Source organism: Buchnera aphidicola (Aphis craccivora) (genome assembly GCF_005082145.1).
GTDB lineage: Bacteria > Pseudomonadota > Gammaproteobacteria > Enterobacterales > Enterobacteriaceae > Buchnera > Buchnera aphidicola_U.
In genome coordinates this window covers 343,818-368,336 of sequence record NZ_CP034897.1, presented here as the reverse complement: position 1 = coordinate 368,336, position 24,519 = coordinate 343,818, and the positions used below count along the sequence as shown (strand labels likewise).

Below are 24,519 nucleotides of genomic sequence, written 5' to 3'. Positions count from 1 at the left end.
CTTGATAATTGATGTTTAAATTTTTTAAATATATATAATATTTATTTAAAAATTTTACGAATTTCTGATAATGTTGTATTCCCCATGACACCCAAATCTATTATAGGATTTCTAGAAGAAGTAATAATACTCTGTACTAATGCTTCACATAAAATTGTTGCAGGAATATCTTTATTTTGATTTTTCGCTGTTAAACTAACATTGTATTTTCCAGTAGGAATAGTATTTTTATCTAAATCTAAACCATCCCATATAAAACTATATACTCCAGGTTTTACATCTTTCATTTTTTCTACATGTATAACTTTTTTATTTTCATCTAATATTTTAATTTCAACGGATGTTGCATAGCTAATTAAATCTATTCCAAATTCTGTATTTATATCCTTAGTATGCACAATTTGTGAGCTAGGTATAAAAACTCGATGACCAATTAACGAAGATATTTGAATATTTTGATTTTGATTTATTTTATCAGAAAATTTTCCTACAGTATTATTTAATTTTTCGACTCCAGTTGCTGTGTTAATTTGAGCTAATTGAGATGTTAGTTCAGTATTTTTAATAGGATCAGTAGGATCTTGATTTTTAATTTGAGCAATTAATAACTTTAAAAAATTATTTTGTAAATCTAATGGATTAGAAGGATGATTTAAACCATCAGTGCTTTTATCAAGAGTATTATTTTTTTCATCAAGAACATTATTCTGTATAGAAGAATCAAGACTAATATTGCTCATTTTTTTTCCTTATTCTCCAATAGACAGTGTTTTTAATATTATATTTTTTGCAGTTTTTAAGACTTCTATATTAGCTTGATAAGCTCTTGAAGCAGAAATATGATCTATTGTTTCTGTGATTGGATTAATATTAGATTTTAAAACATATCCTTTTGTATTAGATAGAGGATTGTTAGGGTCGTATATCATTTGTACTGGGTTTTTATCATTAATTATTGCTGCTACTTTTACACCTCCTACTCCTGATTGATTTGAATTAGATGGTTGGAAAATAACTTTTTTTGCAATATATGGATAATATTTTCCATTTTTGTATATTATACTTTCTGCGTTTGCTAAATTTGTAGCGATAATATTTATTTTTTCTGATTGTGCGGTCATTGCTGAACCTGCAATATTAAGTATATTAAACAAAGACATATTTTTTATCCTTTTAGTACATGTATTATATTTTTAATTTCATTTTTTATGAATATTATATTTTCTTCATATTTTAAAGTATTTTTTATAAATTCGATTCGTTCACGATTCATATCAACTGTATTTCCATCAATTTTAATATTTTTGGTTTTTACAGGTTCAATTGAAAACAAAGAAATATCATTTTTTTTTAATTTTGGAGTTAAATGATTTTTTGAGGTTCGTTGCAAAGTTATTTTAAAAGAATTGAAATGATTTTTGTTTAATAGCTTTTTAAAAGTATCTTTAAAGTTAATATCCATTGCTTTATAGTTAGGTGTTTCAGAATTGGCTATATTAGATGATAGAATTTCTTCTCTTTTAGCATATAAATTTAATAGCTTTTCATTTAAATTAAACATGTTATTTATTTTTTCAAACATATTTATATCCTTAGTTTATTTTAAAAAAATATTGTTACATATTACTTTATTCATAATGAGTGTTTTAATATATAAAATATATTTTAAATTAATTTTTAAATTTAAACTCATAAATTATGATTATATTATAAATTTCTAAAAATTTTAAATTTTAAAATAAATTTATATTAAACTTCGACTTAATAAAAAAATTTAAAATATATTATATTTATTAGCGAATTTTATTAAATAAATAATGTTTTAGTTAATAAGGAAAAAAATGAAATTAATAAAAATTTTTTTTATTTTGTTATTTTTTTTATCTTTTAAACTTAATGCTAATGATTTAATAAATCATTTAAATGAATTTTTTAAGCAAGAGTATTCTCTTAATAGTAATTATTTTAAAATAATAGTGCATACTCCGTTTAAAAAAAAACAAATTTGTAAAAAACCATATTTGTTATTAGCTAATAATTTTTATAATTTTGGTGTATTTGATGTTTTGTATATTTGTAATCAACAACATCAATTTTTAAAAATAGAATTACAAGTTAAGGGAAAATATATTATAGCAAAGAAAAAAATTTTTCGGGGAACAAAAATAAGTGAATCTGATTTACAAGTTACAATAGGACGTTTAGATAAATTACCTAGAGGAACTTATATAAATATAAAAGATGTTGTAAATAGAGTAAATTTACGTGATATTCTACCTTTTCAACCAATTACCTCTTTTATAACGCGTGTATTTTGGACAATTCTATCAAATCAAGAAGTTACTGTGAAACTAAAGGGAAAAAATTTTGAAATTATTACTTTTGGAAAAGCATTAGATAATGGTGGTTTTAATGAAAAAGTTCGTGTAAAAATTAGAGATGGAAAAATTGTAACCGGGATAATCAACGAAAATAAAGAAGTAATAGTTGTTTTATAAAATTAATAATATTATATTCTAGATATAATATATTTCTAAAAGATGGAAAATTCATGAAAAAATTAATCGATATTTTTCAAAAAATAGATAATATTCTTATTTTATTAGATAAAACAATGCATGAAGAATATAAAAATTTATTAAATCCTCACACTGATATAAAAAAATTATCTTTTATTATAGAAAAAAAACATGATTTGTTAAATCAGTTAACTGATGCAAAAAAAATACAGAAATCTCTTGAAAAGAGTTATAATATTTTTCCTCCTTATTTAAAATTTAAGAAATTAAATTATTTTTCAAATAAAATAATAAATAAATGTTTATTTTTAAATAAAATGAGCTTTAAAAATAAAAAACTAACAAAAAATAAATTTTATTTAAATCAAAATTTTTTAAATTTGTATAAATCTTATAATAATAACGGAATTTACGATATTAATGAAAACTTAGAAAATTAATATTTTAAAATTTTTAAAAATATTAGATAGTTTTATTACTTAACAATAGACCAATTAACTGTTTCGCCAGATAAAAAAGGCATGATAAAATCTTTTTCAATATTAACTTTTTTAATAATTTTATGAGGTTTTTTTATTAATGTAATACTTTCTTTATTTATTGGTATATTATAAAAATTTGGTCCATTTTTTGAGCAAAAAGATTCAAAATGTTTCAATGCTTTCATTTTTTCAAAAATAGTAATATAACATAACAAAGATGATGGAGCATTAAATATTCCTGCACATCCAACTACATTGATTTTATTTTTATGTAAATGTGGTGCGCTATCACTTCCTAAAAAAAATCTTGTGCTTCCATTAGATATAGCTTTTCTTAAAGCATTTTGATGTATCTTTCTTTTTAAAATAGGTAAACAATAAAGATTAGGTTGAATTCCATTAATAAACATATTATTTCTATTGAACATTAAATGGTGAGGTGTAATTGTTCCTGCTAAATACAATGAATTATTTTCTTCAATATAAGAAACAGCTTCTTTAGTAGTAATATGTTCTAGTATTATTTTTAATTCTGGAAATAATTTACGTAATGGTACTAGCGTTTTTTCAATAAATATAGCTTCTCGATCATAAATATCAATATTAAAGTTACTTTCTTCACCGTGAATTAGTAATGGCATTTTAATTTTTTGCATAAGTTCTAATATATGAAAAATTTCACTAATCTTAGTTATTCCTGTTTTTGAATTTGTTGTAGATTGATTTGGATATAATTTTGCTCCTATAAATATTTTTTTTAAAAAACCGTATTGTAGTTCTTGTAAAGAAGTTTCTTTTGTTAAATAACAGGTCATTAATGGTTCAAATTTAGTATTTAATTTAGATGCATTTATAATGCTTCGCTTATAAGCAATAGCTTTCTTACAATTTACAATAGGATTTTTAAGATTAGGCATAATTATTGCACGTTGATAAAATATTTGAGTATATTTTAGAACTTTTTTTAAAATTTTTCCATCTCTGAGATGAAGGTGCCAATCATCAGGTTTGATTATTTTTATTTTTTTTAAAGAAGACATGTTTAAATTAGTTAGTTTAAGAATAAGAAGTATTATTTAATAATATTTTTTATAGTACGTTAAATATTTTATAAGTAATAAAATTTTATTAATGTTTAAAACAAAATATTTTTTAATTAGAATTATAATATTTAAATTGTTTAGGTTAGTTTAATATGAATCTTTTAAAATCTCTATTTTCTCTTAGTTTTATGACATTAATATCACGTGTATTAGGTTTTTTTAGAGATCTCACAATTGCTCATATTTTTGGTGTTTCTATTTATACTGATGCTTTTTTTATAGCTTTTAAAATTCCAAATTTATTACGTAGATTATTTTTCGAGGGCGCTTTTTCTCAATCTTTTGTTCCTATTTTAATATACTATAAATCAAATAAAAAAATAAAGCATACAAAAGATTTTATTGCATCTTTATCAGGTCTAACTATTATTTTATTATCTATTATAATACTTTTAGGAATAATATTTTCTAATTATTTAATTGCATTGAGCGCACCAGGTTTTAATAAGTCATTTCAAAAATTTAAAATATCTTGTACTTTATTAGAAATTATGTTTCCTTATATTTTATTAGTTTCTTTGTCTTCATTATATTCTTCTATTTTAAATAGTTGGAATTATTTTGCTATTCCTGCGCTTTCACCAAGTATTTTAAATATTACTATTATTATTTGTGCTATTTTTTTTAATGATTTTTTCGAACCTTCAATTTTAATATTATCTTGGTCTGTTATTATAGGAGGATTTATTCAATTAATATATCAATTTCCATATTTGTCAAAAATAAATATGTTAATAACACCAAAGTTAAATTTTAAAAATATTGGTCTTATAAAAGTAATAAAAAAAATAGGACCATCTCTTATTGGGTCTTCCGCAAATCAAATTTCTTTGATTTTTAATACCATTTTTAGTTCATTATTAAATTCAGGCTCTATATCTTGGATGTATTATGCTGATAGATTGATTGAATTTCCAATAGGAATTCTTGGTGTTTCTTTAAGTACAATTTTATTTACATCTTTATCTAAAAGTTATTCAAAAAACCGATTAAAAGAATATAAAAATTTACTTAATCGAGGATTTCGAATTGCTTTGATTTTATCTTTACCTACTTCTATTGTATTATTTGTTCTTGCTAAACCATTAATTATTATATTATTTCAATATGGAAAATTTACAGATTTTGATGTTTTAATGACACAAAAAGCATTAGAATTATATTCTTTTGGTTTAGTTGCTTTTATTTTAGTTAAAATTTTATCTGCAGCTTTTTATGCATCCCAAGAAATAAATATTCCAACACGAATTTCACTTTTTTCTTTATTTATAACACAGATATTAAATCCATGTTTAATTTTTTATTTTCAACATGCAGGTTTAGCTTTATCTTTTAGTATATCTGGATGGATAAATTTTTTTTTATTATATTGGAAATTATATCAAAAAAAACTCATTAATTTTAATTTCAATGAATTAATTTTTATTTTTCGTTTATTCATTGCAATATTTTCTATGACATTTGTTTTAATTTTTATGTTATATTTTATACCTCTATATAGTATTCATTCTTTTTTTATTAAAATAATATGTGTATTTACAATTTTATTTGTTACTGGAATAATTTATTTAATTAGTTTATATTTTTTAGGAATATCTTTTTTTAAATAATTTTAATAAATAAAAAATAAAACTTAAATTTCGATATGTATTATACTAATAGTATAGATATATAATAAATGATATAAACATATTGATTTATATTATTAATATAATATTTATTATATAATAAACAATGCATTATAATTTATTTTAAAAAAATCATTTATGTTTTTTAATTGTTTGTCATTTATCTCAAAACGGAGTTTTCAAATGAAAAAAAGAGCTCTTACTATTCTAGTTTTATTGGTAAGCTTAGTCAGTAGTGTGCAGTCAAAAAGTAGTGATGGATGGTATTTAGGTGCTAAAGTTGGATGGTCTAATTTTAATCTTTTAAAATATAAAGAAATCCAATCTTTAACTAATGATCAAAATACAAATGCTCCTGTTTTTGGGTTATTTTTAGGATATGAATTTAATCCGTATTTTGGTTTGGAAATAGAAAGTGACACAACTGGAGTTTCCCCTCATTTAATGTTTCAAAAATCTAAAGAAAATATGCAAGCTAATCACGTGCAAATTTCAACAAAATTATCATATCCTATTACAGATGATTTCCGACTATATACTCGATTAGGAGGAATGATGTTTTGGGAAAATTTAACTTCTAAATCAAACTTAAAAGATATTTTAAGTAAGCGTAGTTTATTATTTCCTAGTGTGTCCTTAGGTGCTGAATATATTTTTAATGATGAATTTATCACTCGATTTGATTATACATGGAAAAGTAGCATAGAAAAAATTATGAATTTATCAAAACCTACTTTAGGAGATGCAGTTGTTTCTTTTGCATGGAAATTTGGAAAATCTAATATCAACGATATGTTCACATCATATTCACCAGAAACATCTAATAAACAATATGTCGCACTGAATGAAAATATTAATTTTCCTTTTAATAGTACAGAATTAAGACCTATATCTTACGATAAATTAAAAAAAATTGATAATGAAATAAATAATATTAAATCAAAAAATATTTATATTACACTTTCAGGTCATACAGATAGAATAGGTAATAAAGAATACAATCAAAAATTATCTGAAGATCGTGCGTATAGTATTAAAAATTATTTTACTTCGCATGGAATATCTGAAAATCAAATAAATGTTCAAGGAATGGGAAATCAATATCCTTTAACTGATCAAGTATGTAAAAATATAGAAAGTCGACCTTTGTTAATTAGTTGTTTAGCACCTGATCGTCGTGTAGAAATTGAGGTTTCTGCTGATCAATAATTTTAATTTTGTATTTTGATGTTTTTGAGGAGATATTATTAATTATATTGAATAGTTTTTCGGAGAGAGAGAGATTCGAACTCTCGGATGATTACTCATCGGCGGTTTTCAAGACCGCTGCCTTAAACCACTCGGCCACCTCTCCAGAAATCTTATAAATATTTAATCAAATTAATTCTAAAACATTCTATTACAGAATGCAAAGATAATTTTATTCTAATAAAACTTTTTATATAAATATTTTTATATTCATAAAATTTTGTTTGTAATTTTATTATTTTTTTTCTATAATAAAAACAATAAGGCGTGTTGACAGATTGGCTATGTAGCGGATTGCAAATCCGTATAACCCGGTTCGATTCCGGGATACGCCTATAATTTAAAAAGCCCGGATGGTGAAATTGGTAGACACAAGGGACTTAAAATCCCTCGGCTTTAAAAGCTTTGCGGGTTCAAGTCCCGCTCCGGGTAAAATAATTAAACTAGTTTAATAAAGCTTGATACACTGTATACAAGTTGGTTTTATTAATAATATTAAATTTTTTAAAATTTTTCTTTAAGATATAATCATAATTAAAGCAGCTATTAACCACAAATCTTAGTTCACCTCTTTTTTTTAAATATTTTACAGCATTAATGATAATGCCTTTTACTGTATTAAAATTTACTTTTAAATCATTGTGAAATGGTGGATTTGATATAATCAAATCAAATTTTTTAAATACACTAGAGTACATATTACTAGAAAAAACTTGTGCTTTTAATTGGTTAGAAATAAGAGTTTCTTTACTTGATATTATTGCAGATTCTTTGTTATCTATCATAGTTACAAGAGCATTTGGTGATTTTTTAAGTAAACATGCTGATAAAAATCCAGATCCACATCCTACATCTAATATTTCACCATTAATACTTTTAGAAAAAGTACAAGCAAGTAGTTTACTTCCTAAATCTATTTTTTTATAACCAAAAACTCCTGGTAAACATTTTATATATAAATTTTTCCAAATATGTGTTTTAAAAAAATTTTCTAATGTGAACTTTGTTTTGCTTTTAAGAATACCTGTATATAAAATAGAATGTTTTGCATTTTCTAGTTTATTTAGTTTTATCCATTTTTCTAATATTTTTATTGAACTTTTTACACCGCTTGAATTATTTCCTACAATAAAAATTGTAGTTCCAATAGAAAAACAAGATAATAAGTTATATAATTGAAATTTTGCTTCTGATTTACTTTTAGGCCAATAGTAAATAAGTGTATTATAATTTTTTACAACTTTTTCTGATACAAGTAAATTATAATATATATGAATCTTATTGATATTTTTTGTATTATTTATATAAAGATCATTTTTTACGCTAAGGTGTAAAATTGTTTTTATACTAAATAAATATTTTGGTAATTCATCTTGTATATTTCCTGAAAAAAAAATTTTTTTATTTTTAAAAATGTTTTGATAACGTAATATAAGTTGACTATTTTGAGAGAATAACAAGATTTTAATTTTCCTTATAAATTTTATATTAAAATATTTAATATTTTTATTAATTATACATTTAATATAAATTTTATATGATATTAATTGCATTTAAACATTTTAAATTATCCTAAAACTCTAAAAAATAGAAATTGTTATCAAATGATATTTATATTATAATTTAATTAAATTTATTATTAATTAGTTGTTAAAAGATAATACATGTACATTTAATATGCATATAAATATAAATTATTGAGCAAGATATATGCAAAAAACGTCTATCGAAATAAAAGGTAGTAATTTCACATTATTAGTATTATACCTAAAAAGCAATAATATAGACTTAATTAATAAGTCATTATATAAGAAAATTCAAGAATATCCCCAATTTTTTAAAAATGCACCTATTATTCTTAACGTATCACATTTGTCATTGAATCAAACAAATTGGAGAAAAATAAAAGAAGTTATTATTTCACATAGTTTTTTTATTGTAGGTGTTACTGGTTGTAAAGATGACTATCTTAAAAAAATTATTATTGATTCAGGTTTACCTATTTTATTAGAAGGAAAAAAAACAGAAAAAACAGAAAACACAGAAAATAATATAAATCAAAATATTAGTTTTTTTTATAAAAAACATAATTTTAAAAATATAATTAGTAAAAAAGTAACAAAAAAAACAGAAAAAACACATATTATAAATACACCTGTTCGTTCAGGCCAAAAAATATATGCTAAATATTCTGATTTAATAGTCACAAATAATGTTAGTGCTGGAGCAGAATTAGTTGCTGATGGGAACATTCATATTTATGGATCAGTACGAGGCAGAGTACTTGCAGGTGCTAATGGTGACATTACAAGCAATATATTTTGTACAGCATTATTTGCTGAGCTATTATCAATATCTGGTGAATATTGGTTATCAGATCAAATACCATTAAAATTTATTGGAAAATCAGCTCAAATTTATTTAAGTAATAAAGTTTTAACTATAAATTCTCTTAGTTAAGTGTATTTTTAGGAACTTTTTATATGACACGGATTATTGTAGTTACCTCAGGGAAAGGAGGTGTAGGTAAAACTACTTCAAGTGCTGCTATTGCAACTGGTTTGGCAAAAAAAGGAAAAAAAACTGTTGTTATAGATTTTGATATAGGTTTAAGAAATTTAGATTTAATTATGGGATGCGAACGTAGAGTAGTATATGATTTTATTAATGTTATTCAAGATGAAGCAAAAATCCATCAAGCTTTGATTAAAGATAAAAAAACAAAAAATTTATTTATTTTACCAGCATCTCAGACTCGAGATAAAGATGCTTTGACACATTTAGGAGTTGAAAAAGTTTTAAATGAATTAATTAAAATGAATTTTGATTTTATTATTTGCGACTCACCTGCTGGTATTGAGAAAGGAGCTATTTTATCATTATATTTTGCAGATGAAGCTATTATTACTGCAAATCCAGAAGTTTCTTCAGTTCGAGATTCCGATCGAATATTAGGAATTATATCATCTAAATCAAAAAGATCCGAACAGAACAATACTCCTATTAAGGAGTATCTTTTATTAACACGTTATAATCCAACACGAGTTAAAAACGGTGAAATGCTAAGTATGAATGATGTTTTAGATATACTTCGAATACCAATTATTGGTGTAATTCCTGAAGATACTTCTGTGTTAAGAGCATCAAATCAAGGAGAATCTGTAATTTTAGATAAAAATTCTAATGCAGGACATGCGTATTTTGATACAGTAAATCGATTACTAGGTGAAAATCATAAATTTCGTTTTATTGAAGAAGAAAAAAAAAGTTTTTTACGACGTTTATTCGGGAGATAGACATGGCTTTATTAGATTTTTTTTTATCCCGGAACAAAAACACTGCTCATATAGCTAAAGAAAGATTGCAAATTATTGTTGCAGAACGAAGAAAATTTCAAAATGAACCAGATTATTTTCCACAATTAAAACGTGAAATACTTTCTGTAATTTGTAAACATGTGAATATAGATCCTAACATGGTTACTATACAGTTAGAACAAAAAAATGAAGAAATTTCTATATTAGAATTAAATGTTGTTTTGCCAGATTAATAATTTAGAATAATTATATAAAAGTTAAAATCATTTATCAAATTTAATCTATAAAACATAATAATAAGATCAATACTGAAGTATATTTAGTATTTCAGTATTGACATATTTATATTAAAATATATATATTTAAAAAATATTATTCAAATAATTAGGAATTACTTCTATAGCATGTAAGAAATTTTTATTTTTTATATTAAACAAAGAAAATGGAATTATATCTTTTGCATTAGGCGATATAATTTTTATTTTTTTAAAATTTAAAATATTTTTATAATTAACTTTTTCCCATGAATTACCAACAAGTAACCAATCATTATTAAAATACTGTATTTTTTTTTTAACTTCATAAAAATTCAGTAAAGATTCTGTTTTTTCTCCAATCCATAATAATTTATTATCTTTAATATATTCAGCCCAATATACTTTATTATTACTACAATACACAGCAACTAATATTTTTTTTTGATTATATTTTCGCCATGCTTTTTCAGCTATAATAGCTAAAGTTGAAACGCTTAAAATAGGAATTTTTAAACTTAAAGATAAACTTTGTGCAATTCCTATTGCAATTCGTATTCCAGTAAAATTACCTGGTCCTGTTGAAAAAGCTATGTAATTCAGTTCTTTGAGTTTTATATTCGCAAGTAATAGTACTTTATGAATCATAGGTAATATTTTTTTAGTATGTTCTTTATTACACTGATCTGATAATACATATATGTTTTTTTTTTATATATAGCTACTGAACAATAATTCATTGAAGTATCAATTGCTAAAATTATATTAGACATACTTTTCTCAACATTTAAAATTAATTTATTTTATAATATAAAATTGACTTTTTAAAAAATTCAATTATTTTAATTTTTAATAATTCGAACTAAATCAATACGATATTCTGTTGCTTTTACAATATGAAAAGAAAAAGAATTAATATTAATTATTTCTCCTGGAATAGGTAGTTGACCATTTTGAGCTATGAGCAACCCTCCTAAAGAAGCGCAATCATCTTCTTTAATAAGTTCTTTTGTATTTAGTAATTGTTGTAATGAATGTAAATCCGTTTCTCCTTTAACTAACCAGCTATTCTGTTCTTTTATAATATCTGGTGTTTCATCAGCATCTGGAAATTCTCCAGCTATAGCTTCTAAAACATCTAATGGGGTGATTAAACCTTGTACTACACCAAATTCATTACTAACAATTACAAAGCTCCCTTGAGCACGGCGAAGAACACCTAAAAGATTTATAGGATCGAGAGTGTCAGGTATAATGATAGGTGGTATTTGAGCAGAAAACTTATAAACGTCTATATTTTTTTCAATAGCTACTAATAATTCTTTAGCACGTACAATACCAATAATTTCGTCTAATTCACCTTTACAAACTGGAAATAAACTGTGAGGTGTATCTAATAGTTGAGCTCGAATTTCGTTAGTACTTTTTTCTGTATTAACCCAAGATATATTACTTCTTGGTGTCATAATGCTTTTAATTGAGCGTCCTGCTAGTGTAAGAACTCCATTAATCATATATTTTTCTTCATCTTTAAATGTTTCTGTTTCCAATGAAGGGATAATAGATGTTTTTTCATTGTTATCTAATTGTGTTTGTTTCGTACTTTTATTTTTTTCTCTTATCATTAATCGTAAAATTGCTTCAGCTGCTCTTTGTCTCATAGGTTTCCTAGATTGATTTTTCATAAAATTATGTCGAGCTATTTGATTAAATATTTCAATTAGAATTGAAAACCCTATGGCTGCATATAAATATCCTTTTGGAATATAAAATTTTAATGCTTCTGCAACTAAACTAAAACCAATCATTAATAAAAAACTAAGACATAAAACTACCACAGTTTGATGTAAATTAATAAAATTAGTTAATGCTTTTGAAGCTAATAACATAAATATCGCAGCTAATATAACCGCAATCATCATAATTAATAATTGATTAACTATTCCAACTGCTGTGATAATTGCATCTAATGAAAAAACTGCATCTAATATAACAATTTGAATAACTACAGCCCAAAAACTAGCATAGTTTTTATTTTCTGTATTTTCATGATCTTCATTTTCTAGGCGTTCATGAAGTTCAATTGTAGCTTTAAACAATAAAAACAATCCGCCGATGAGTAAAATTAAATCACGTACTGACAAAACAAAAAATCTATTATTAATAATAGGAGAAGTTAAAGTTACAACCCAAGATATTAGAGACAATAATCCTAATCTCATGATCAAAGCAAATCCTAAACCAATTAAACGCGCTTTATCTCTTTGATTAGGAGGTAATTTTTCTGATAAAATTGCCACAAAAATTAAATTATCAATTCCTAGTACTACTTCTAAAACAACTAGTGTTAATAAGCCGGCCCAAGTTGACGGTTCTAAAAAAAAATCCATCAGAAAAACTCCGTAGAAAAAAATAGGACAGCGTAGTATTTAACATGTTAATATTACATGTTTTTATTTTTAAGAAGATTAAAAAATAATTAGATATATCTAGATCATATGTTTGAATAAACAGATTTTGAGAGAATTTATCTGTAAAGTTAAAATATTATATACTTAAATATATTTAATTTACGGACTATTGATTATTTGATAGTTGTTTAATTATTAGAAAATTTATATTATAGAAAATAAGCCCTCTGATTTTTAACAGAGGTCTTTTTATAAAAGATTTTATTTATTTTTTATATAGAACATACGTTGATTGCAGAAGGACCTTTTTGTCCATCTTGAATTTCAAATTCAACATTTTGTCCTTCGGATAATGTTTTGAAACCATTTCCTTGAATAGATGAAAAATGCACAAAAACATCTTTACTTCCATTTGATGGCGTAATAAAACCAAAACCTTTAGATTCGTTAAACCACTTAACTTGACCTTTAATCTTACTCATCTTTTTTCCTTTAAAATTATTAATTTTTTGATTATGTTCAGAAATTAGAAACATTACTGCATGAGGCATGAATTTAAGATTTTTTAAGAAAAGTTTTTAACGTCTTCTACTCTAAAATTTTTTAATTTTAAAATGCCATGCATAAACAGAATTGTTGCTTTTTTCAACTAATATTTTTTCTTAATGATTATAAACGTTTTTATATAAAAAAACAAGCTTAAAAAATTTAATCCAAATAAATTTTATTTGATATTTTTCTCTTAATAGATATCTTTCTACTAAGAGAAATGTTTTATGCGATTTATTTTACATGTATTTTTTATTATTCAAAGCTTCTATTCTTTTGTCTAAAGAAGGGTGAGAAGCAAATAATTCTACAGTTGATTTAGCTTTTCCATTAATACAAAACGCAATAATGCTATCAGATTCTTGTAATTCATAACTTGATTTTAATTTATTTAATGCAGCAATCATTTTTTCACGACCGACTAATTTTGCAGAACTAGCATCAGCGTAGAATTCTCGATGCCTAGAAAACCACATAGTTATAATACTTGCAAGGATACCAAATGTTATTTCTAATATTGTTGAAATTATAAAAAAAATAAATGAATGTTTTTCGTTTTCATTATTTTCATCATTATTACTTAAGAATATACTATTTAATATCTGTGAAATAATACGAGATATAAAAATAACAAAAGTATTTACTACTCCCTGTATTAAACTCATTGTAATCATATCACCATTAGCGATATGACTAATTTCATGACCGAGAACTGCTTCTGCTTCATTTCGAGTCATTTTCTCTAATAATCCTGAAGATACTGCAATTAATGCTGAATTTCGACGAGCTCCTGTTGCAAACGCATTAATCCCAACAGCATCGTATGTAGCGATTTGAGGTGTTTTTATTCCTTTTTTTATTGATTGTTTTTGTATAGTTTCAAATAGCCATTTTTCTACATCGTTGCTAGGAGATTTAATAATTCTACCATTTACTGAGCGTAATGCGATCCATTTAGATATAAGAAGTGATACAAGCGAGCCACTAAAACCAAATAAACTAGAAATAATTAATATCCCATAAATACTCTCAGAATCAATTCCTGTTAAAGCTAGAATTAAAGCAAATGTTGATGTAACTGCTAAGTTAGTTAATAAGAAAAGAATAATACGTATCATAAGATATTATCTTCCTCGATCCATACAAAATAGTATTTTTTAAAATTAATTTTAAAAATAATAGTTGTTTAAAATAATTCAAGTTTTAATGTTAATTTAAATTAAATATTTAAAAATATTTTTAAACTAACATAGTTCTCTAAAAAAAGTCAAGATAGATGAATTAATCATATTTTAATCAAATTTATGCCAATGTCTTCCATCTTTTGTAATTATTTCATCTGAATTTTTTGGTCCCCATGTACCTGCTGCATATAATTGAAGAATATTTTTTTTATTTTGTTTCCAAGCATCTATAATGGGGTCAATCCATTTCCATGCTTCTTCTGCTTCTTTACGACATACAAATAAAGATTGCGATCCTTTCATGGTTTCTAATAAAAGTCGTTCATAAGCATCAATAGTATCAATTTGATTTTGATCTGTTTTAACAGAAATATTTGATTGAATTCTATTATCCGTTAATTCATAAATTTCATTCAATCCTGATATTTTTTTTAAAAAATCTATTTTAATGCTTTCATTAGGATCCAATCGTATAATTAATTTATTTTGAGATACATGATTATTATATTTCTTAAATAAGTTAATTGGCATATTTTTAAAAACAATTACTATTTCTGAGTATTTATGTGCTAATCTTTTACCTGTTCTTAAGTAAAAAGGTACATTCAACCATTTATCATTTTTAAGCTCAACTTTTATACATACAAATGTTTCAGTTTGACTTTTGGGGTTTGCACCATTTTCTTCTAAATATGCAGGTACTTTTTTACCATGAATATTTCCAGCGGTATATTGGCCTCGTACAGTTTTAGTATTTATATTGTTTAAATCAATAGTTTTCAAAGCGCGTAAAATGTTTATTTTTTCATTTTGAATATGTTTTGATGAAATATCTTTTGGTTGATCCATTGCAATTATACTTAATATTTGCAAAAGATGATTTTGCACCATATCTCTTGTTTGTCCCATTTCATCAAAATAGTTCCATCTATTTTCAATACCAACTTCTTCAGATACAGTAATTTGAACATGATCAATAATTTTATTATTCCAATTATTAAAAAACATTAAATTAGCAAAACGTAGAGAAAAAAGATTTAATATTGATTCTTTTCCTAAATAATGATCAATTCTAAAAATTTGCGATTCTAAAAAATATTTAGATATTTGATCATTAATTTTTTTACATGTTTTTAAACATATACCTAAAGGTTTTTCTATTATTATCCTTGCAGGAAACAAATTTAAACTAACTTTTCCCAACCCTTTAAAAATAGCATTAAAAGCACTTGGAGGGACAGCGCAATAATAAATAATTATATTTTTTGTTTGAGTTAACATTTTTTTTAATTTTATAAAATGAAGTTCTTTATAAACATCAAGATTAAAAAAATGTAAACGCGAACTTAATTTGCTCCAAATTTTTTCATTTATTTCTTCTTTTAAAAAATTTTTAATTGCTATTTTTACTATTTCTATATATTCTTCTTTGGTCCAATTTGCACGACCTGCTCCAATTATACGGGTATTAGGATGCATTTTTTCAAATTTTTCTAACTTATACAAAGCAGGGAGTAACTTTCTTCTAGCTAAATCTCCTTTTGCTCCAAAAATAACAAAATCGCAAGCTTGAGTGGTTTTTGTAATCATAAATTTTCTCTTTATTTTTGAAATATAATATTTTTTTACATTTTTAAAAAATTTAAAAACATTAACAAAATATTTTTAAAAATAATTATTATTAAAATAAATATTGTTTAAGATTTTTTATTTGATATCAGGTATTATTAATATTAAATCTAAACTATTTTATTAATTTTATTAAATAAGTAAATATAAATAAATATTTAATACTTTTCATATTTTTTAAAAAAGTTAGTTTTATAAAAAATGTATTTAATAATATTAAGATTAAATCAATTTACAGAGGTTTTTATGTTAACTCGTTTAAGAAGAACTAAAATTGTTGCTACTTTAGGACCTTCTACAGATAAAGATAATAATCTTAGAAAGATTATTAAATCTGGAGCAAATGTTCTTCGTTTAAATTTTTCTCATGGTTCTCCTGATGAACATATAGAAAGAGCAAAAAATGCAAGAAATCTAATGTTAGATTTGAATTGTAATATCGCTTTACTTGGTGATTTACAAGGCCCTAAAATCAGAATATCTAAATTTAAAAAAAATAGTATTTTACTTTGTAAAAATGAAATTTTTATATTAGATGCAAATTTAAAAGACGGTGATGGAAACCAAGAAAGAGTGGGTATTGATTATAAGAGACTACCATATGATTTAAATATTAATGATATTTTACTCTTAGATGATGGTAAAATACAACTAAAAGTATTTAAAGTAACAAATTTTGAAATATTTACTAAAGTAATTATAGGAGGTGTTTTATCAAATAACAAAGGTATTAATAAATTAGGTGGTGGATTATCAGCGGATGCTTTAACAGAAAAAGATAAAAAAGATATAATACTTGCCTCTAAGATAGATGTAGATTATTTAGCTATATCTTTTCCTAGAAGTGGAGAAGATTTAAAAAAAGCAAGATTTTTATTAAATAAATCTGGTAGTCAAGCTAAAATTATCGCAAAAATAGAACGTGCAGAAGCTGTAAGTACTCAATCTGTTATAGAAGAAATAATATTATCTTCAGATGCGATTATGATCGCTAGAGGGGATTTAGGAGTAGAAATTGGAGATGCAGAACTTGTAGGTATTCAAAAGAATTTAATTAGAAGCGCTAGAAAATTAAATAAAGTAGTCATTACTGCTACTCAGATGATGGAATCTATGATTTTAAATCCATTACCTACTCGTGCAGAAGTTATGGATGTTGCAAATGCTGTATTAGATGGAAGTGATGCAGTTATGTTATCTGCTGAAACTGCTTCAGGAAAATATCCAGCTGAAACTGTTTTAAATATGGCAAAAGTTTGTATGGGCGCTGAGAAAGTACCGAGTATTAATGTATCTCGACATCGTATTGATATAAAATTTAACGATATAGAAGAAGCTATTGCTATGTCATCTATGTATGCAGCAAATCATTTAAATGGTATTGCAGCAATTATCACTATGACGGAATCTGGAAAAACAGCTTTAATGACTTCTCGAATTACATCTGGACTTCCTATTTTTGCGTTGTCAAAACACACAAAAACTTTAAATTTATCCACTTTATATCGAGGAGTAATTCCTATTTATTTTAATAGCAAACAAGATGGAGTAAAAGCAGCTAATGAAGCTATAATGTTATTATGTAAAAAAGGTTTTTTGTTCAATAATGATTTAGTCATTGTAACCCAAGGTGATATAATGGGAAAAACAGGAAAAACTAATACTAGTAGAATTTTAAAAGTAGTTTATTAATTTTTAACTTATACTAATTAAGCATATTTTAAGATATATTATTTTAATTTTGATAAAATTATTTTAGATATTTTAAAATATGAACTTAACTCTTTTTTTGTCAATGGTTCTATGAAGTTAGATCGAGCGTGTACTGGATTAATTGCATGTTTGTTTATCCAGATTTCATAGTGTAAGTGTGGTCCAGTTGTTCTTCCAGTATTTCCAGATAATGCAATTTTTTGATTTATTTTTATTTTTTGACCTACTTTGACTAAAATTTTTTTAAGATGCATATATTTAGTAGTGTATTGATTTTGATTATTTAAAACTATATAAAAACCTGATATTTGATCAAATGCTGTTTTCGTTATTTTACCATCACTAGTAGCTAAAACTATTGTGCCTTCAGGCATAGCTAAGTCAACTCCTAAATGACGAATTATATGATGTGTAATCGGATGAAGACGATGCAAATTGAAATGTGAAGAAATTCGATATTTTTTAAAAAATGAAAAATTCATAATCATTTTTGATTTATTAAGACCATTGATATCATAAAAATTTCCATTATTTGCTCGTATGGCATAGTATATTTTTCCTAAATTATTTATTTTTATACCTAATAACATATTTTTATTTTTTTTTGGAGTTATTTTTTTTTTCATAAAAATTAAACTAAATGTGCTATTAGTATTTAATTGATGAAAATTTATTTGCCATTCTGTCGCTTTGATAATAGTTTTAATATCAGATAAATTTAATCCTGATTCGTATGCGCTTCTAAAGAAATTAGAATTTTTTTTAATATAAATTATTTTTTTAATAAATATACTGTTTGGTGAATATGAAAATAAATTAGGTGTATTTTGAATATTTTTATAATATTTAAAAATTTTAATATTAATATTTTTATTTTTTTTAGTATTTTTTACTTGATTATTTTGTTTAATAAATTCAGATTGATTAAAAAATATTTTTTTTTCTTTTGTTAAAATACTACAACTTGACAATATTAAAGAAATAATAATAGTTCTGATGAGTAACTTAAACATTTTATAATAATCAAATATACAATTGAAATATAAATAAAACTTTTTACAAATATGCGACACTTTTTTGTCCTTAAATATTTTAAGTAGTTAACATATTAAGTAAAAAGTTGTTAAATAAATTTAATATTAATTTTAAAGATAAAAAATACAGGTAATTTAAAATACTTTTTTAGATTTTTTATATATTATCAATAATTTTTAAATTAAATTGTATTTATCTAAAATGAAGTAACTTTTTCTAATAGCCGCTACTTTATTTAATGATTATAAAAATATAATTTATATATATTACGAATTTTCTTATTATTTTGTAAAGCGTTTTATTTAATTAATATTTATACATTAAAATCATATATGTTTAAAATAAATATTCTATATTTTCATAAAAACTAAAATATAATATTTTTATTGATAATATTAAATTATATCTATTTATTTTTTTTTAAATAGGCTATAATTAATCTTAATAATTTAAATATTATAAATATATAAAAATAATTTTTAATAAAATTTATATTCATTTTTAAAAAAATATTTTATAATAAAAAAATTAAAAGATGGTATAAAAAGTTTATTTAGTTATGTCAGAATTTGTTGTTTTAAAAAACATTTATGTTAATTTTTCCGATCGTTCTATTCTTCATGATATATCATTATCTTTAAATTCTAATTGTATAATTACATTAATTGGTCCTAATGGAGCAGGTAAATCTACTTTAATACGTGTTATTTTAGGGTTAATTAAACCTACATCTGGAACGGTTATTCGTTCTTCATATCTATCTATTGGTTATGTTCCTCAAAAATTACATCTTAATAGTTTACTACCTATTACAGTAGAACGATTTTTACAATTATCTCGACATAAAAAAACTACAAATATTTTAAAAATATTAGAACGCGTAAAAGCAGAATCATTTAGATATTTATCATTAAAAAAATTATCTGGTGGTGAAATGCAACGTGTTTTGTTAGCTAGAGCTTTGTTAAATAATCCTAATTTGCTTGTTTTAGATGAACCAGTGCAAGGAGTTGATGTAATGGGTCAATTAGATTTGTATAATTTAATTCATTGTATACGCAATGAATTAAATTGTACTATCTTGATAGTTTCTCATGATTTAAACTTTGTTATGGCTCGCACTGATCACGTAATTTGTCTAAACAAACATATTTGTTGTTCAGGCAGTCCAAAAACAGTATTTAAAAATTTAGAATTTATTTCAATATTTGGTTTAGAACGAATTCAAGAAATAGCAATTTACCAGCATCATCATGATCATATCCATCAATATTAAAGTGATAAAATAAAATTTTAGAGTAACTTTATATTATGTTTAAATTAATTTTCCCAGGATGGTTATCTGGAGTTTTTCTTTCTTTTGCTACAGGACCTCTAGGTTCTTTTATAGTTTGGCGTCGTATGTCATCATTTGGTGATACATTATCACATTCATCTTTACTTGCATTAGCTATATCTATAGTAGTTCAAACTAATTCATTTTATATTATTTTAGGTTTTATAAGTTTACTTGCGATTTTTTTAGCATGGTTAGAAAAAATATTACCAATTTCATTAGAAACTATATTAACTATAATATCACATAGCTCACTATCCTTAGGAATGATATTAGTTAGTTTTATTTCTAATTCGGAAAAAATAGATTTTAATAGTTATTTATTTGGCGATCTGTTATCTATAAAAATATCTGATTTAATTACTATTTTTTTAGGAAGTATTATAGTTTTAATTGTTTTAATTATTCGTTGGAATTCAATTTTATTAGTAACAATTAATCCAGAGTTAGCTCAAATTGATGGTATAAATATTTTTTATACACGTTTAACTTTAATGTTAACAACAGCTTTAACTATCTCTATTGCAATTAAATTTGTAGGTGCATTATTAATCACTTCTTTATTAGTGATCCCTCCTGCTACTGCACAATATTTTTCTAATTCTCCAGAAAAAATGGCAATGATTGGGATTTTAGTTAGCGTTTTTTCTATTACAGGAGGAATAATTTTATCTATATTTTTTAAGTTTCCTACAAGTCCATCTATTGTGTTATTTTCTTCTTTTTTATACTTTTTAAGTACCATAAAAAATTTTTTTTACAAAAAACGATAAAATGTTTTTATTTTTCAATGATATTTATACCTAATTCATGTAAATCTTGATTCTTTAACATACTAGGAGCATTAGTCATAAGACATGATGCAGAAGTAGTTTTAGGAAAAGCAATTACATCTCTAATATTATTTGTTTGTCTTAATAACATGATTATTCTATCTAATCCTAAAGCTATACCTGCATGAGGTGGTGCGCCATATTTTAATGCTTCTATTAAAAACCCAAATTTTTCTTTTTGATCTTTTTTACTTAAACCAATAATATTAAAAATTTTATTTTGTATTTTTACATCATGAATTCTAACTGAACCTCCACCAATTTCATAGCCATTCATTACTAAATCATAGCTATCTGATATGACATTATCTAAATCATTGAAAAGTTTTTTTTCATGATTTTTTTTACACGCAGTAAAAGGATGATGAATAGAAGAAAAATTACCAACGCTATCTTTTTTAAACATAGGAAAGTTTATAATCCAGACTGGTTTCCAAACATTTTTTTTATAAATTTTAAAATCATTGCCTAATTTAATACGCAACATTCCAAGAGATTTGTTTACTATATCTTCTGTATCAGCTATTATAAATAAAATATCTCCATTTTTAGCACTAGTTTTATTTATGATTTTATTTAATATTGTTTCATTTAAAATGCTTTTTATTGAACTTTCAATACCTTCTATTCCTATTTCATATTTTTTAATTTTTATATAAAATAATTTTTTTGCACCAAATTGATTTACATAATCAGAATATTTTTCAAGTTTTTTTCGACTGATTTTTTCACCTTCAGAAAAACATAATAAAGCTATTCTATTTTTTTTAGATAAATTTATTTTAAAAAACTCGAGAAATTTTTTTTGATTAAAAATATTAAATATATCAATTATTTCCATAGAATTTCGTAAGTCAGGTTTATCTGATCCATATCTTTTTATTGCTTCATGAAAAGACATTGTAGGAAATTTATTTAAATTATAATTAAGTATTTTAAACCAAATTTTTTTTATTAGTTGTTCTATAATTTTTCGAATTTTTAAGGAATTCATGAAGGAAACTTCAATATCGACTTGTGTAAATTCTGGTTGTCGGTCAGATCTTAAATCTTCATCACGAAAACATTTTATTATTTGATAATATTTGTCAATTCCGGAAATCATTAACAATTGCTTAAACAATTGTGGAGATTGTGGTAAAGCATAAAATTTTCCTAAATGGTTTCGACTGGGGACTAAATAATCTCTAGCGCCTTCAGGAGTAGATTTGGTTAAAAATGGTGTTTCAATATCTAAAAAATTTTTTTTTGTCATAAAAGTTCTTATTAAATAAGTAACTTGACTTCTAACTTTTAAATTTTCAAACAAATTCAATTGGCGAAGATCTAAATAACGGTATTTTAATCTTAAATCATCACTATTATTATTTAAATGATCTAATGGAAGTGGTTGTGAAATATTAAAAATATTTATTTTTTTAGCTAATATTTCTATTTCTCCAGTATTTATTTTTAAATTTCGATTTTTAACATCTCTTTTTTTTACAATTCCTATAATTTGAATACATGATTCATTTTTTAAACTTAATGCTTTTTTGAAAGCAGAATGATTATCGGATTCAAAAATAACTTGTACAATTCCCGTATAGTCTCTCATGTCTATAAAAATAAATTGACCAAAATTTCTTATTTTATTTACCCAACCAGATAACACTACGGATTTGTCTAAATCAATTATTCTAATATTTCCACAATATTTAGTACGCATAAATTGTCTGTAAAATTTTATTTCTAATAATTTCTTCTTATAAGAGTTTGTTATATAAATTTTTACTAAAATTAGTTTTTAGAAGAAATAATTAAAAGAATTAATTAAAAAATTTCTAGGTAATTATTATAGTTTTTGATAAAATTAATAGATTTTTTAAAATTTTTAGAGTCGTTAAATTAATATTAAAAATTTTATATAAATTAACGACTTCTAAAAATAATTCTACCTTTTGTTAAGTCATACGGTGTTAATTCAATCGTAACTTTATCACCTGTTAATATTCTAATATAATTCTTTCGCATTTTTCCTGAGATATGCGCTGTAATAATATGTTTATTTTCTAGTTCTACACGAAACATTGTATTTGGTAATGTATCAATAACTATTCCTTGCATTTCAATATTATCTTCTTTAGGCATTTTTTTTCTCTGGAATGATAAAATAATAAAATATTTTTTATAAAATTATAACTGATACTAGTCACTTTGACTAGTATGTTTTTAGAGTATAGAAATATTTGATTTTTTTAATTATAACAATTTAAGTAACGTTCACTATCTATTGCTGCCATGCAGCCACTAGCAGAAGATGTAATTGCTTGTCTATATACATGATCTGTAACATCTCCTGCTGCAAAAATACCTGGAATACTTGTTTGTGTGTAGTTTCCATGCTTTTCTTGTTTAATTTTAATATATCCATTTTCTATTTCTAATTTATTTACAAAAATATCTGTATTTGGAACATGACCTATTGCAACAAATAATCCAGATACAATTAATTTTTTTTGAATATTTTCTTTTAAGTTCATGTTATTTATTATTAAATGTGTAACACCTGATTTATTTCCTAATATTTCTTTTATAGTATGATTTAAATAAAGTATTACTTTTTTGATTTTCACTAATTTTGCTAATCGATCAATTAATATTTTTTCTGCTTTAAAATTATTTCTTCGATGTATTAAATATATTTTTTTTACAAAATTTGATAAATATAATGTTTCTTCTATAGCTGTATTTCCTCCACCAACTACTGCTATTTCTTTATCTTTATAAAAAAAACCATCACATATAGCACAAGTAGAAACGCCTCTTCCTTTAAACTCTTCTTCTGAATTTAACCCTAAATATCGAGGATTTGAACCAGTAGCAATAATTACTGAATCAGCTGTATATTTATCTTTTTCACCTAATAAAAAAAATGGTTTTTTATTAAATTCTACTGAAATAATTTTATCAGGTATAATTTTTGTTTGATATTTTATTGCATGTTCATACATACGATGCATTAATTCTGACCCAGTAATTTGATTTTTATCTCCAGGCCAATTTTCAATTTCATTAGTATTCATTAATTGGCCTCCTTTATTATCTCCAGTAATGAGCACTGGATTTAAATTTGCTCGTGCTGCATATATAGCGGCAGTATATCCAGCTGGACCTGATCCTAAAATAATAATTTTAGTATGTTTTATATTTTGCACGTTGCTTCCTTTTATAATAAAAATATTAAATTAATTGTTATAATTATTTTTTGCAACTTTATGAACGATAAATATATACAT

Annotated in this window: 24 protein-coding genes and 3 tRNA genes; 12 read left to right on the top strand and 15 right to left on the bottom strand. The window is 23.6% G+C overall.

Features of this window, described 5'->3' with window-relative positions:
- Positions 1-41: 41 nt before the first annotated feature.
- From D9V60_RS01720 to flgB, 3 genes are read right to left on the bottom strand one after another with little or no spacing between them, the layout of a single operon-like run.
- Entirely contained in the window at positions 42-740 is a 699-nt protein-coding gene (locus D9V60_RS01720) for a flagellar hook assembly protein FlgD (RefSeq protein WP_158360630.1), read from the bottom strand.
- A gap of 9 nt (positions 741-749) precedes the next feature.
- On the bottom strand, positions 750-1,160 hold the full coding sequence (gene flgC / locus D9V60_RS01715) for a flagellar basal body rod protein FlgC (RefSeq protein WP_158360629.1): 411 nt from the start codon (positions 1,158-1,160) through the stop codon (positions 750-752).
- A gap of 5 nt (positions 1,161-1,165) precedes the next feature.
- Entirely contained in the window at positions 1,166-1,582 is a 417-nt protein-coding gene (gene flgB / locus D9V60_RS01710; protein WP_158360628.1) for a flagellar basal body rod protein FlgB, read from the bottom strand.
- Positions 1,583-1,841: 259 nt separating this feature from the next.
- On the opposite strand from flgB, the gene flgA reads away from it, so the two are divergent.
- Together flgA and D9V60_RS01700 are read left to right on the top strand one after the other, a co-directional pair.
- Positions 1,842-2,498, top strand: coding sequence for a flagellar basal body P-ring formation chaperone FlgA (gene flgA / locus D9V60_RS01705; protein WP_158360627.1), 657 nt, complete (start codon positions 1,842-1,844; stop codon positions 2,496-2,498).
- A 53-nt stretch (positions 2,499-2,551) separates the two neighbouring features.
- The gene (locus D9V60_RS01700; RefSeq protein WP_158360626.1) at positions 2,552-2,959 is read left to right on the top strand and encodes a flagellar biosynthesis protein FlgN; all 408 of its coding nucleotides are present in this window, start codon (positions 2,552-2,554) and stop codon (positions 2,957-2,959) included.
- 35 nt (positions 2,960-2,994) lie between these two features.
- Here the strand turns inward: D9V60_RS01700 and pyrC are convergent, their stop codons facing one another.
- A complete protein-coding gene (gene pyrC / locus D9V60_RS01695) occupies positions 2,995-4,041 on the bottom strand; it encodes a dihydroorotase (RefSeq protein WP_158360625.1) in 1,047 nt (348 codons plus the stop codon).
- Positions 4,042-4,196: 155 nt separating this feature from the next.
- Between pyrC and murJ the strand changes: the two genes are divergently transcribed.
- Positions 4,197-5,714, top strand: a complete 1,518-nt coding sequence (gene murJ, locus D9V60_RS01690; RefSeq protein WP_158360624.1) for a murein biosynthesis integral membrane protein MurJ — start codon at positions 4,197-4,199, stop codon at positions 5,712-5,714.
- A gap of 201 nt (positions 5,715-5,915) precedes the next feature.
- Positions 5,916-6,941, top strand: a complete 1,026-nt coding sequence (locus D9V60_RS01685; RefSeq protein ID WP_158360623.1) for an OmpA family protein — start codon at positions 5,916-5,918, stop codon at positions 6,939-6,941.
- Between the two features lie 60 nt (positions 6,942-7,001).
- Here D9V60_RS01685 and D9V60_RS01680 read toward each other — a convergent pair.
- Positions 7,002-7,086: transfer RNA gene (locus D9V60_RS01680), tRNA-Ser, on the bottom strand.
- A gap of 158 nt (positions 7,087-7,244) precedes the next feature.
- On the opposite strand from D9V60_RS01680, the gene D9V60_RS01675 reads away from it, so the two are divergent.
- Together D9V60_RS01675 and D9V60_RS01670 are read left to right on the top strand one after the other, a co-directional pair.
- Positions 7,245-7,315, top strand: a tRNA-Cys gene (locus tag D9V60_RS01675).
- A 12-nt stretch (positions 7,316-7,327) separates the two neighbouring features.
- Positions 7,328-7,412 (top strand) — tRNA-Leu (locus D9V60_RS01670).
- 11 nt (positions 7,413-7,423) lie between these two features.
- On the opposite strand, the gene rsmC is transcribed toward D9V60_RS01670, so the two are convergent.
- On the bottom strand, positions 7,424-8,440 hold the full coding sequence (gene rsmC, locus D9V60_RS01665) for a 16S rRNA (guanine(1207)-N(2))-methyltransferase RsmC (RefSeq protein WP_158360622.1): 1,017 nt from the start codon (positions 8,438-8,440) through the stop codon (positions 7,424-7,426).
- 250 nt (positions 8,441-8,690) lie between these two features.
- Between rsmC and minC the strand changes: the two genes are divergently transcribed.
- Genes minC through minE form a run of 3 tightly spaced genes read left to right on the top strand, consistent with a single transcriptional unit; the run spans position 8,691 to position 10,530 of the window.
- Positions 8,691-9,440, top strand: coding sequence for a septum site-determining protein MinC (gene minC, locus D9V60_RS01660; protein WP_158360621.1), 750 nt, complete (start codon positions 8,691-8,693; stop codon positions 9,438-9,440).
- Between the two features lie 23 nt (positions 9,441-9,463).
- The gene (gene minD, locus D9V60_RS01655) at positions 9,464-10,276 is read left to right on the top strand and encodes a septum site-determining protein MinD (RefSeq protein WP_158360620.1); all 813 of its coding nucleotides are present in this window, start codon (positions 9,464-9,466) and stop codon (positions 10,274-10,276) included.
- A gap of 2 nt (positions 10,277-10,278) precedes the next feature.
- Entirely contained in the window at positions 10,279-10,530 is a 252-nt protein-coding gene (gene minE, locus D9V60_RS01650; RefSeq protein ID WP_158360619.1) for a cell division topological specificity factor MinE, read from the top strand.
- A 129-nt stretch (positions 10,531-10,659) separates the two neighbouring features.
- On the opposite strand, the gene tsaB is transcribed toward minE, so the two are convergent.
- From tsaB to zwf, 5 genes are all read right to left on the bottom strand, one after another.
- Positions 10,660-11,199, bottom strand: a complete 540-nt coding sequence (gene tsaB, locus D9V60_RS01645; protein ID WP_258013291.1) for a tRNA (adenosine(37)-N6)-threonylcarbamoyltransferase complex dimerization subunit type 1 TsaB — start codon at positions 11,197-11,199, stop codon at positions 10,660-10,662.
- Between the two features lie 194 nt (positions 11,200-11,393).
- Positions 11,394-12,941 (bottom strand): TerC family protein, encoded by a 1,548-nt coding sequence (locus D9V60_RS01640; RefSeq protein ID WP_158360618.1) that lies wholly within the window; start codon positions 12,939-12,941, stop codon positions 11,394-11,396.
- Between the two features lie 293 nt (positions 12,942-13,234).
- The gene (cspC, locus tag D9V60_RS01635; protein ID WP_158340076.1) at positions 13,235-13,444 is read right to left on the bottom strand and encodes a cold shock-like protein CspC; all 210 of its coding nucleotides are present in this window, start codon (positions 13,442-13,444) and stop codon (positions 13,235-13,237) included.
- Between the two features lie 306 nt (positions 13,445-13,750).
- Positions 13,751-14,629, bottom strand: a complete 879-nt coding sequence (gene htpX, locus D9V60_RS01630) for a protease HtpX (RefSeq protein WP_158360617.1) — start codon at positions 14,627-14,629, stop codon at positions 13,751-13,753.
- Positions 14,630-14,803: 174 nt separating this feature from the next.
- Positions 14,804-16,285, bottom strand: coding sequence for a glucose-6-phosphate dehydrogenase (gene zwf, locus D9V60_RS01625; protein ID WP_158360616.1), 1,482 nt, complete (start codon positions 16,283-16,285; stop codon positions 14,804-14,806).
- Positions 16,286-16,570: 285 nt separating this feature from the next.
- Between zwf and pyk the strand changes: the two genes are divergently transcribed.
- Positions 16,571-18,016, top strand: coding sequence for a pyruvate kinase (gene pyk / locus D9V60_RS01620; protein ID WP_158360615.1), 1,446 nt, complete (start codon positions 16,571-16,573; stop codon positions 18,014-18,016).
- 38 nt (positions 18,017-18,054) lie between these two features.
- On the opposite strand, the gene D9V60_RS01615 is transcribed toward pyk, so the two are convergent.
- Positions 18,055-19,050 (bottom strand): peptidoglycan DD-metalloendopeptidase family protein, encoded by a 996-nt coding sequence (locus D9V60_RS01615; protein ID WP_158360614.1) that lies wholly within the window; start codon positions 19,048-19,050, stop codon positions 18,055-18,057.
- A gap of 581 nt (positions 19,051-19,631) precedes the next feature.
- On the opposite strand from D9V60_RS01615, the gene znuC reads away from it, so the two are divergent.
- Both znuC and znuB read left to right on the top strand, forming a co-directional pair.
- Positions 19,632-20,348 (top strand): zinc ABC transporter ATP-binding protein ZnuC, encoded by a 717-nt coding sequence (znuC, locus tag D9V60_RS01610; protein WP_158360613.1) that lies wholly within the window; start codon positions 19,632-19,634, stop codon positions 20,346-20,348.
- A 35-nt stretch (positions 20,349-20,383) separates the two neighbouring features.
- On the top strand, positions 20,384-21,181 hold the full coding sequence (znuB, locus tag D9V60_RS01605) for a zinc ABC transporter permease subunit ZnuB (protein ID WP_158360612.1): 798 nt from the start codon (positions 20,384-20,386) through the stop codon (positions 21,179-21,181).
- A 7-nt stretch (positions 21,182-21,188) separates the two neighbouring features.
- On the opposite strand, the gene aspS is transcribed toward znuB, so the two are convergent.
- The 3 genes from aspS to trxB all read right to left on the bottom strand — a co-directional run bounded on the left by aspS (position 21,189) and on the right by trxB (position 24,438).
- Complete coding sequence (gene aspS, locus D9V60_RS01600) at positions 21,189-22,949, bottom strand: aspartate--tRNA ligase (protein ID WP_158360611.1); 1,761 nt, start codon at positions 22,947-22,949, stop codon at positions 21,189-21,191.
- Positions 22,950-23,152: 203 nt separating this feature from the next.
- Positions 23,153-23,371, bottom strand: a complete 219-nt coding sequence (gene infA, locus D9V60_RS01595; RefSeq protein WP_053940270.1) for a translation initiation factor IF-1 — start codon at positions 23,369-23,371, stop codon at positions 23,153-23,155.
- 107 nt (positions 23,372-23,478) lie between these two features.
- Positions 23,479-24,438 (bottom strand): thioredoxin-disulfide reductase, encoded by a 960-nt coding sequence (gene trxB, locus D9V60_RS01590; protein ID WP_158360610.1) that lies wholly within the window; start codon positions 24,436-24,438, stop codon positions 23,479-23,481.
- Positions 24,439-24,519 lie beyond the last annotated feature (81 nt).

Bases quoted from the DNA above. Each gene is read 5' to 3' on its own strand.
- D9V60_RS01720 (WP_158360630.1), bottom strand. From the start codon at position 740: ATGAGCAATATTAGTCTTGATTCTTCTATACAGAATAATGTTCTTGAT.
- murJ (WP_158360624.1), top strand. From the start codon at position 4,197: ATGAATCTTTTAAAATCTCTATTTTCTCTTAGTTTTATGACATTAATA.
- minD (WP_158360620.1), top strand. From the start codon at position 9,464: ATGACACGGATTATTGTAGTTACCTCAGGGAAAGGAGGTGTAGGTAAA.
- pyrC (WP_158360625.1), bottom strand. From the start codon at position 4,041: ATGTCTTCTTTAAAAAAAATAAAAATAATCAAACCTGATGATTGGCAC.
- flgB (WP_158360628.1), bottom strand. From the start codon at position 1,582: ATGTTTGAAAAAATAAATAACATGTTTAATTTAAATGAAAAGCTATTA.
- htpX (WP_158360617.1), bottom strand. From the start codon at position 14,629: ATGATACGTATTATTCTTTTCTTATTAACTAACTTAGCAGTTACATCA.
- D9V60_RS01700 (WP_158360626.1), top strand. From the start codon at position 2,552: ATGAAAAAATTAATCGATATTTTTCAAAAAATAGATAATATTCTTATT.
- minE (WP_158360619.1), top strand. From the start codon at position 10,279: ATGGCTTTATTAGATTTTTTTTTATCCCGGAACAAAAACACTGCTCAT.
- D9V60_RS01615 (WP_158360614.1), bottom strand. From the start codon at position 19,050: ATGTTTAAGTTACTCATCAGAACTATTATTATTTCTTTAATATTGTCA.
- pyk (WP_158360615.1), top strand. From the start codon at position 16,571: ATGTTAACTCGTTTAAGAAGAACTAAAATTGTTGCTACTTTAGGACCT.
- infA (WP_053940270.1), bottom strand. From the start codon at position 23,371: ATGCCTAAAGAAGATAATATTGAAATGCAAGGAATAGTTATTGATACA.
- flgC (WP_158360629.1), bottom strand. From the start codon at position 1,160: ATGTCTTTGTTTAATATACTTAATATTGCAGGTTCAGCAATGACCGCA.
- znuC (WP_158360613.1), top strand. From the start codon at position 19,632: ATGTCAGAATTTGTTGTTTTAAAAAACATTTATGTTAATTTTTCCGAT.
- D9V60_RS01685 (WP_158360623.1), top strand. From the start codon at position 5,916: ATGAAAAAAAGAGCTCTTACTATTCTAGTTTTATTGGTAAGCTTAGTC.
- aspS (WP_158360611.1), bottom strand. From the start codon at position 22,949: ATGCGTACTAAATATTGTGGAAATATTAGAATAATTGATTTAGACAAA.
- zwf (WP_158360616.1), bottom strand. From the start codon at position 16,285: ATGATTACAAAAACCACTCAAGCTTGCGATTTTGTTATTTTTGGAGCA.
- cspC (WP_158340076.1), bottom strand. From the start codon at position 13,444: ATGAGTAAGATTAAAGGTCAAGTTAAGTGGTTTAACGAATCTAAAGGT.
- minC (WP_158360621.1), top strand. From the start codon at position 8,691: ATGCAAAAAACGTCTATCGAAATAAAAGGTAGTAATTTCACATTATTA.
- tsaB (WP_258013291.1), bottom strand. From the start codon at position 11,199: ATGATTCATAAAGTACTATTACTTGCGAATATAAAACTCAAAGAACTG.
- znuB (WP_158360612.1), top strand. From the start codon at position 20,384: ATGTTTAAATTAATTTTCCCAGGATGGTTATCTGGAGTTTTTCTTTCT.
- D9V60_RS01640 (WP_158360618.1), bottom strand. From the start codon at position 12,941: ATGGATTTTTTTTTAGAACCGTCAACTTGGGCCGGCTTATTAACACTA.
- flgA (WP_158360627.1), top strand. From the start codon at position 1,842: ATGAAATTAATAAAAATTTTTTTTATTTTGTTATTTTTTTTATCTTTT.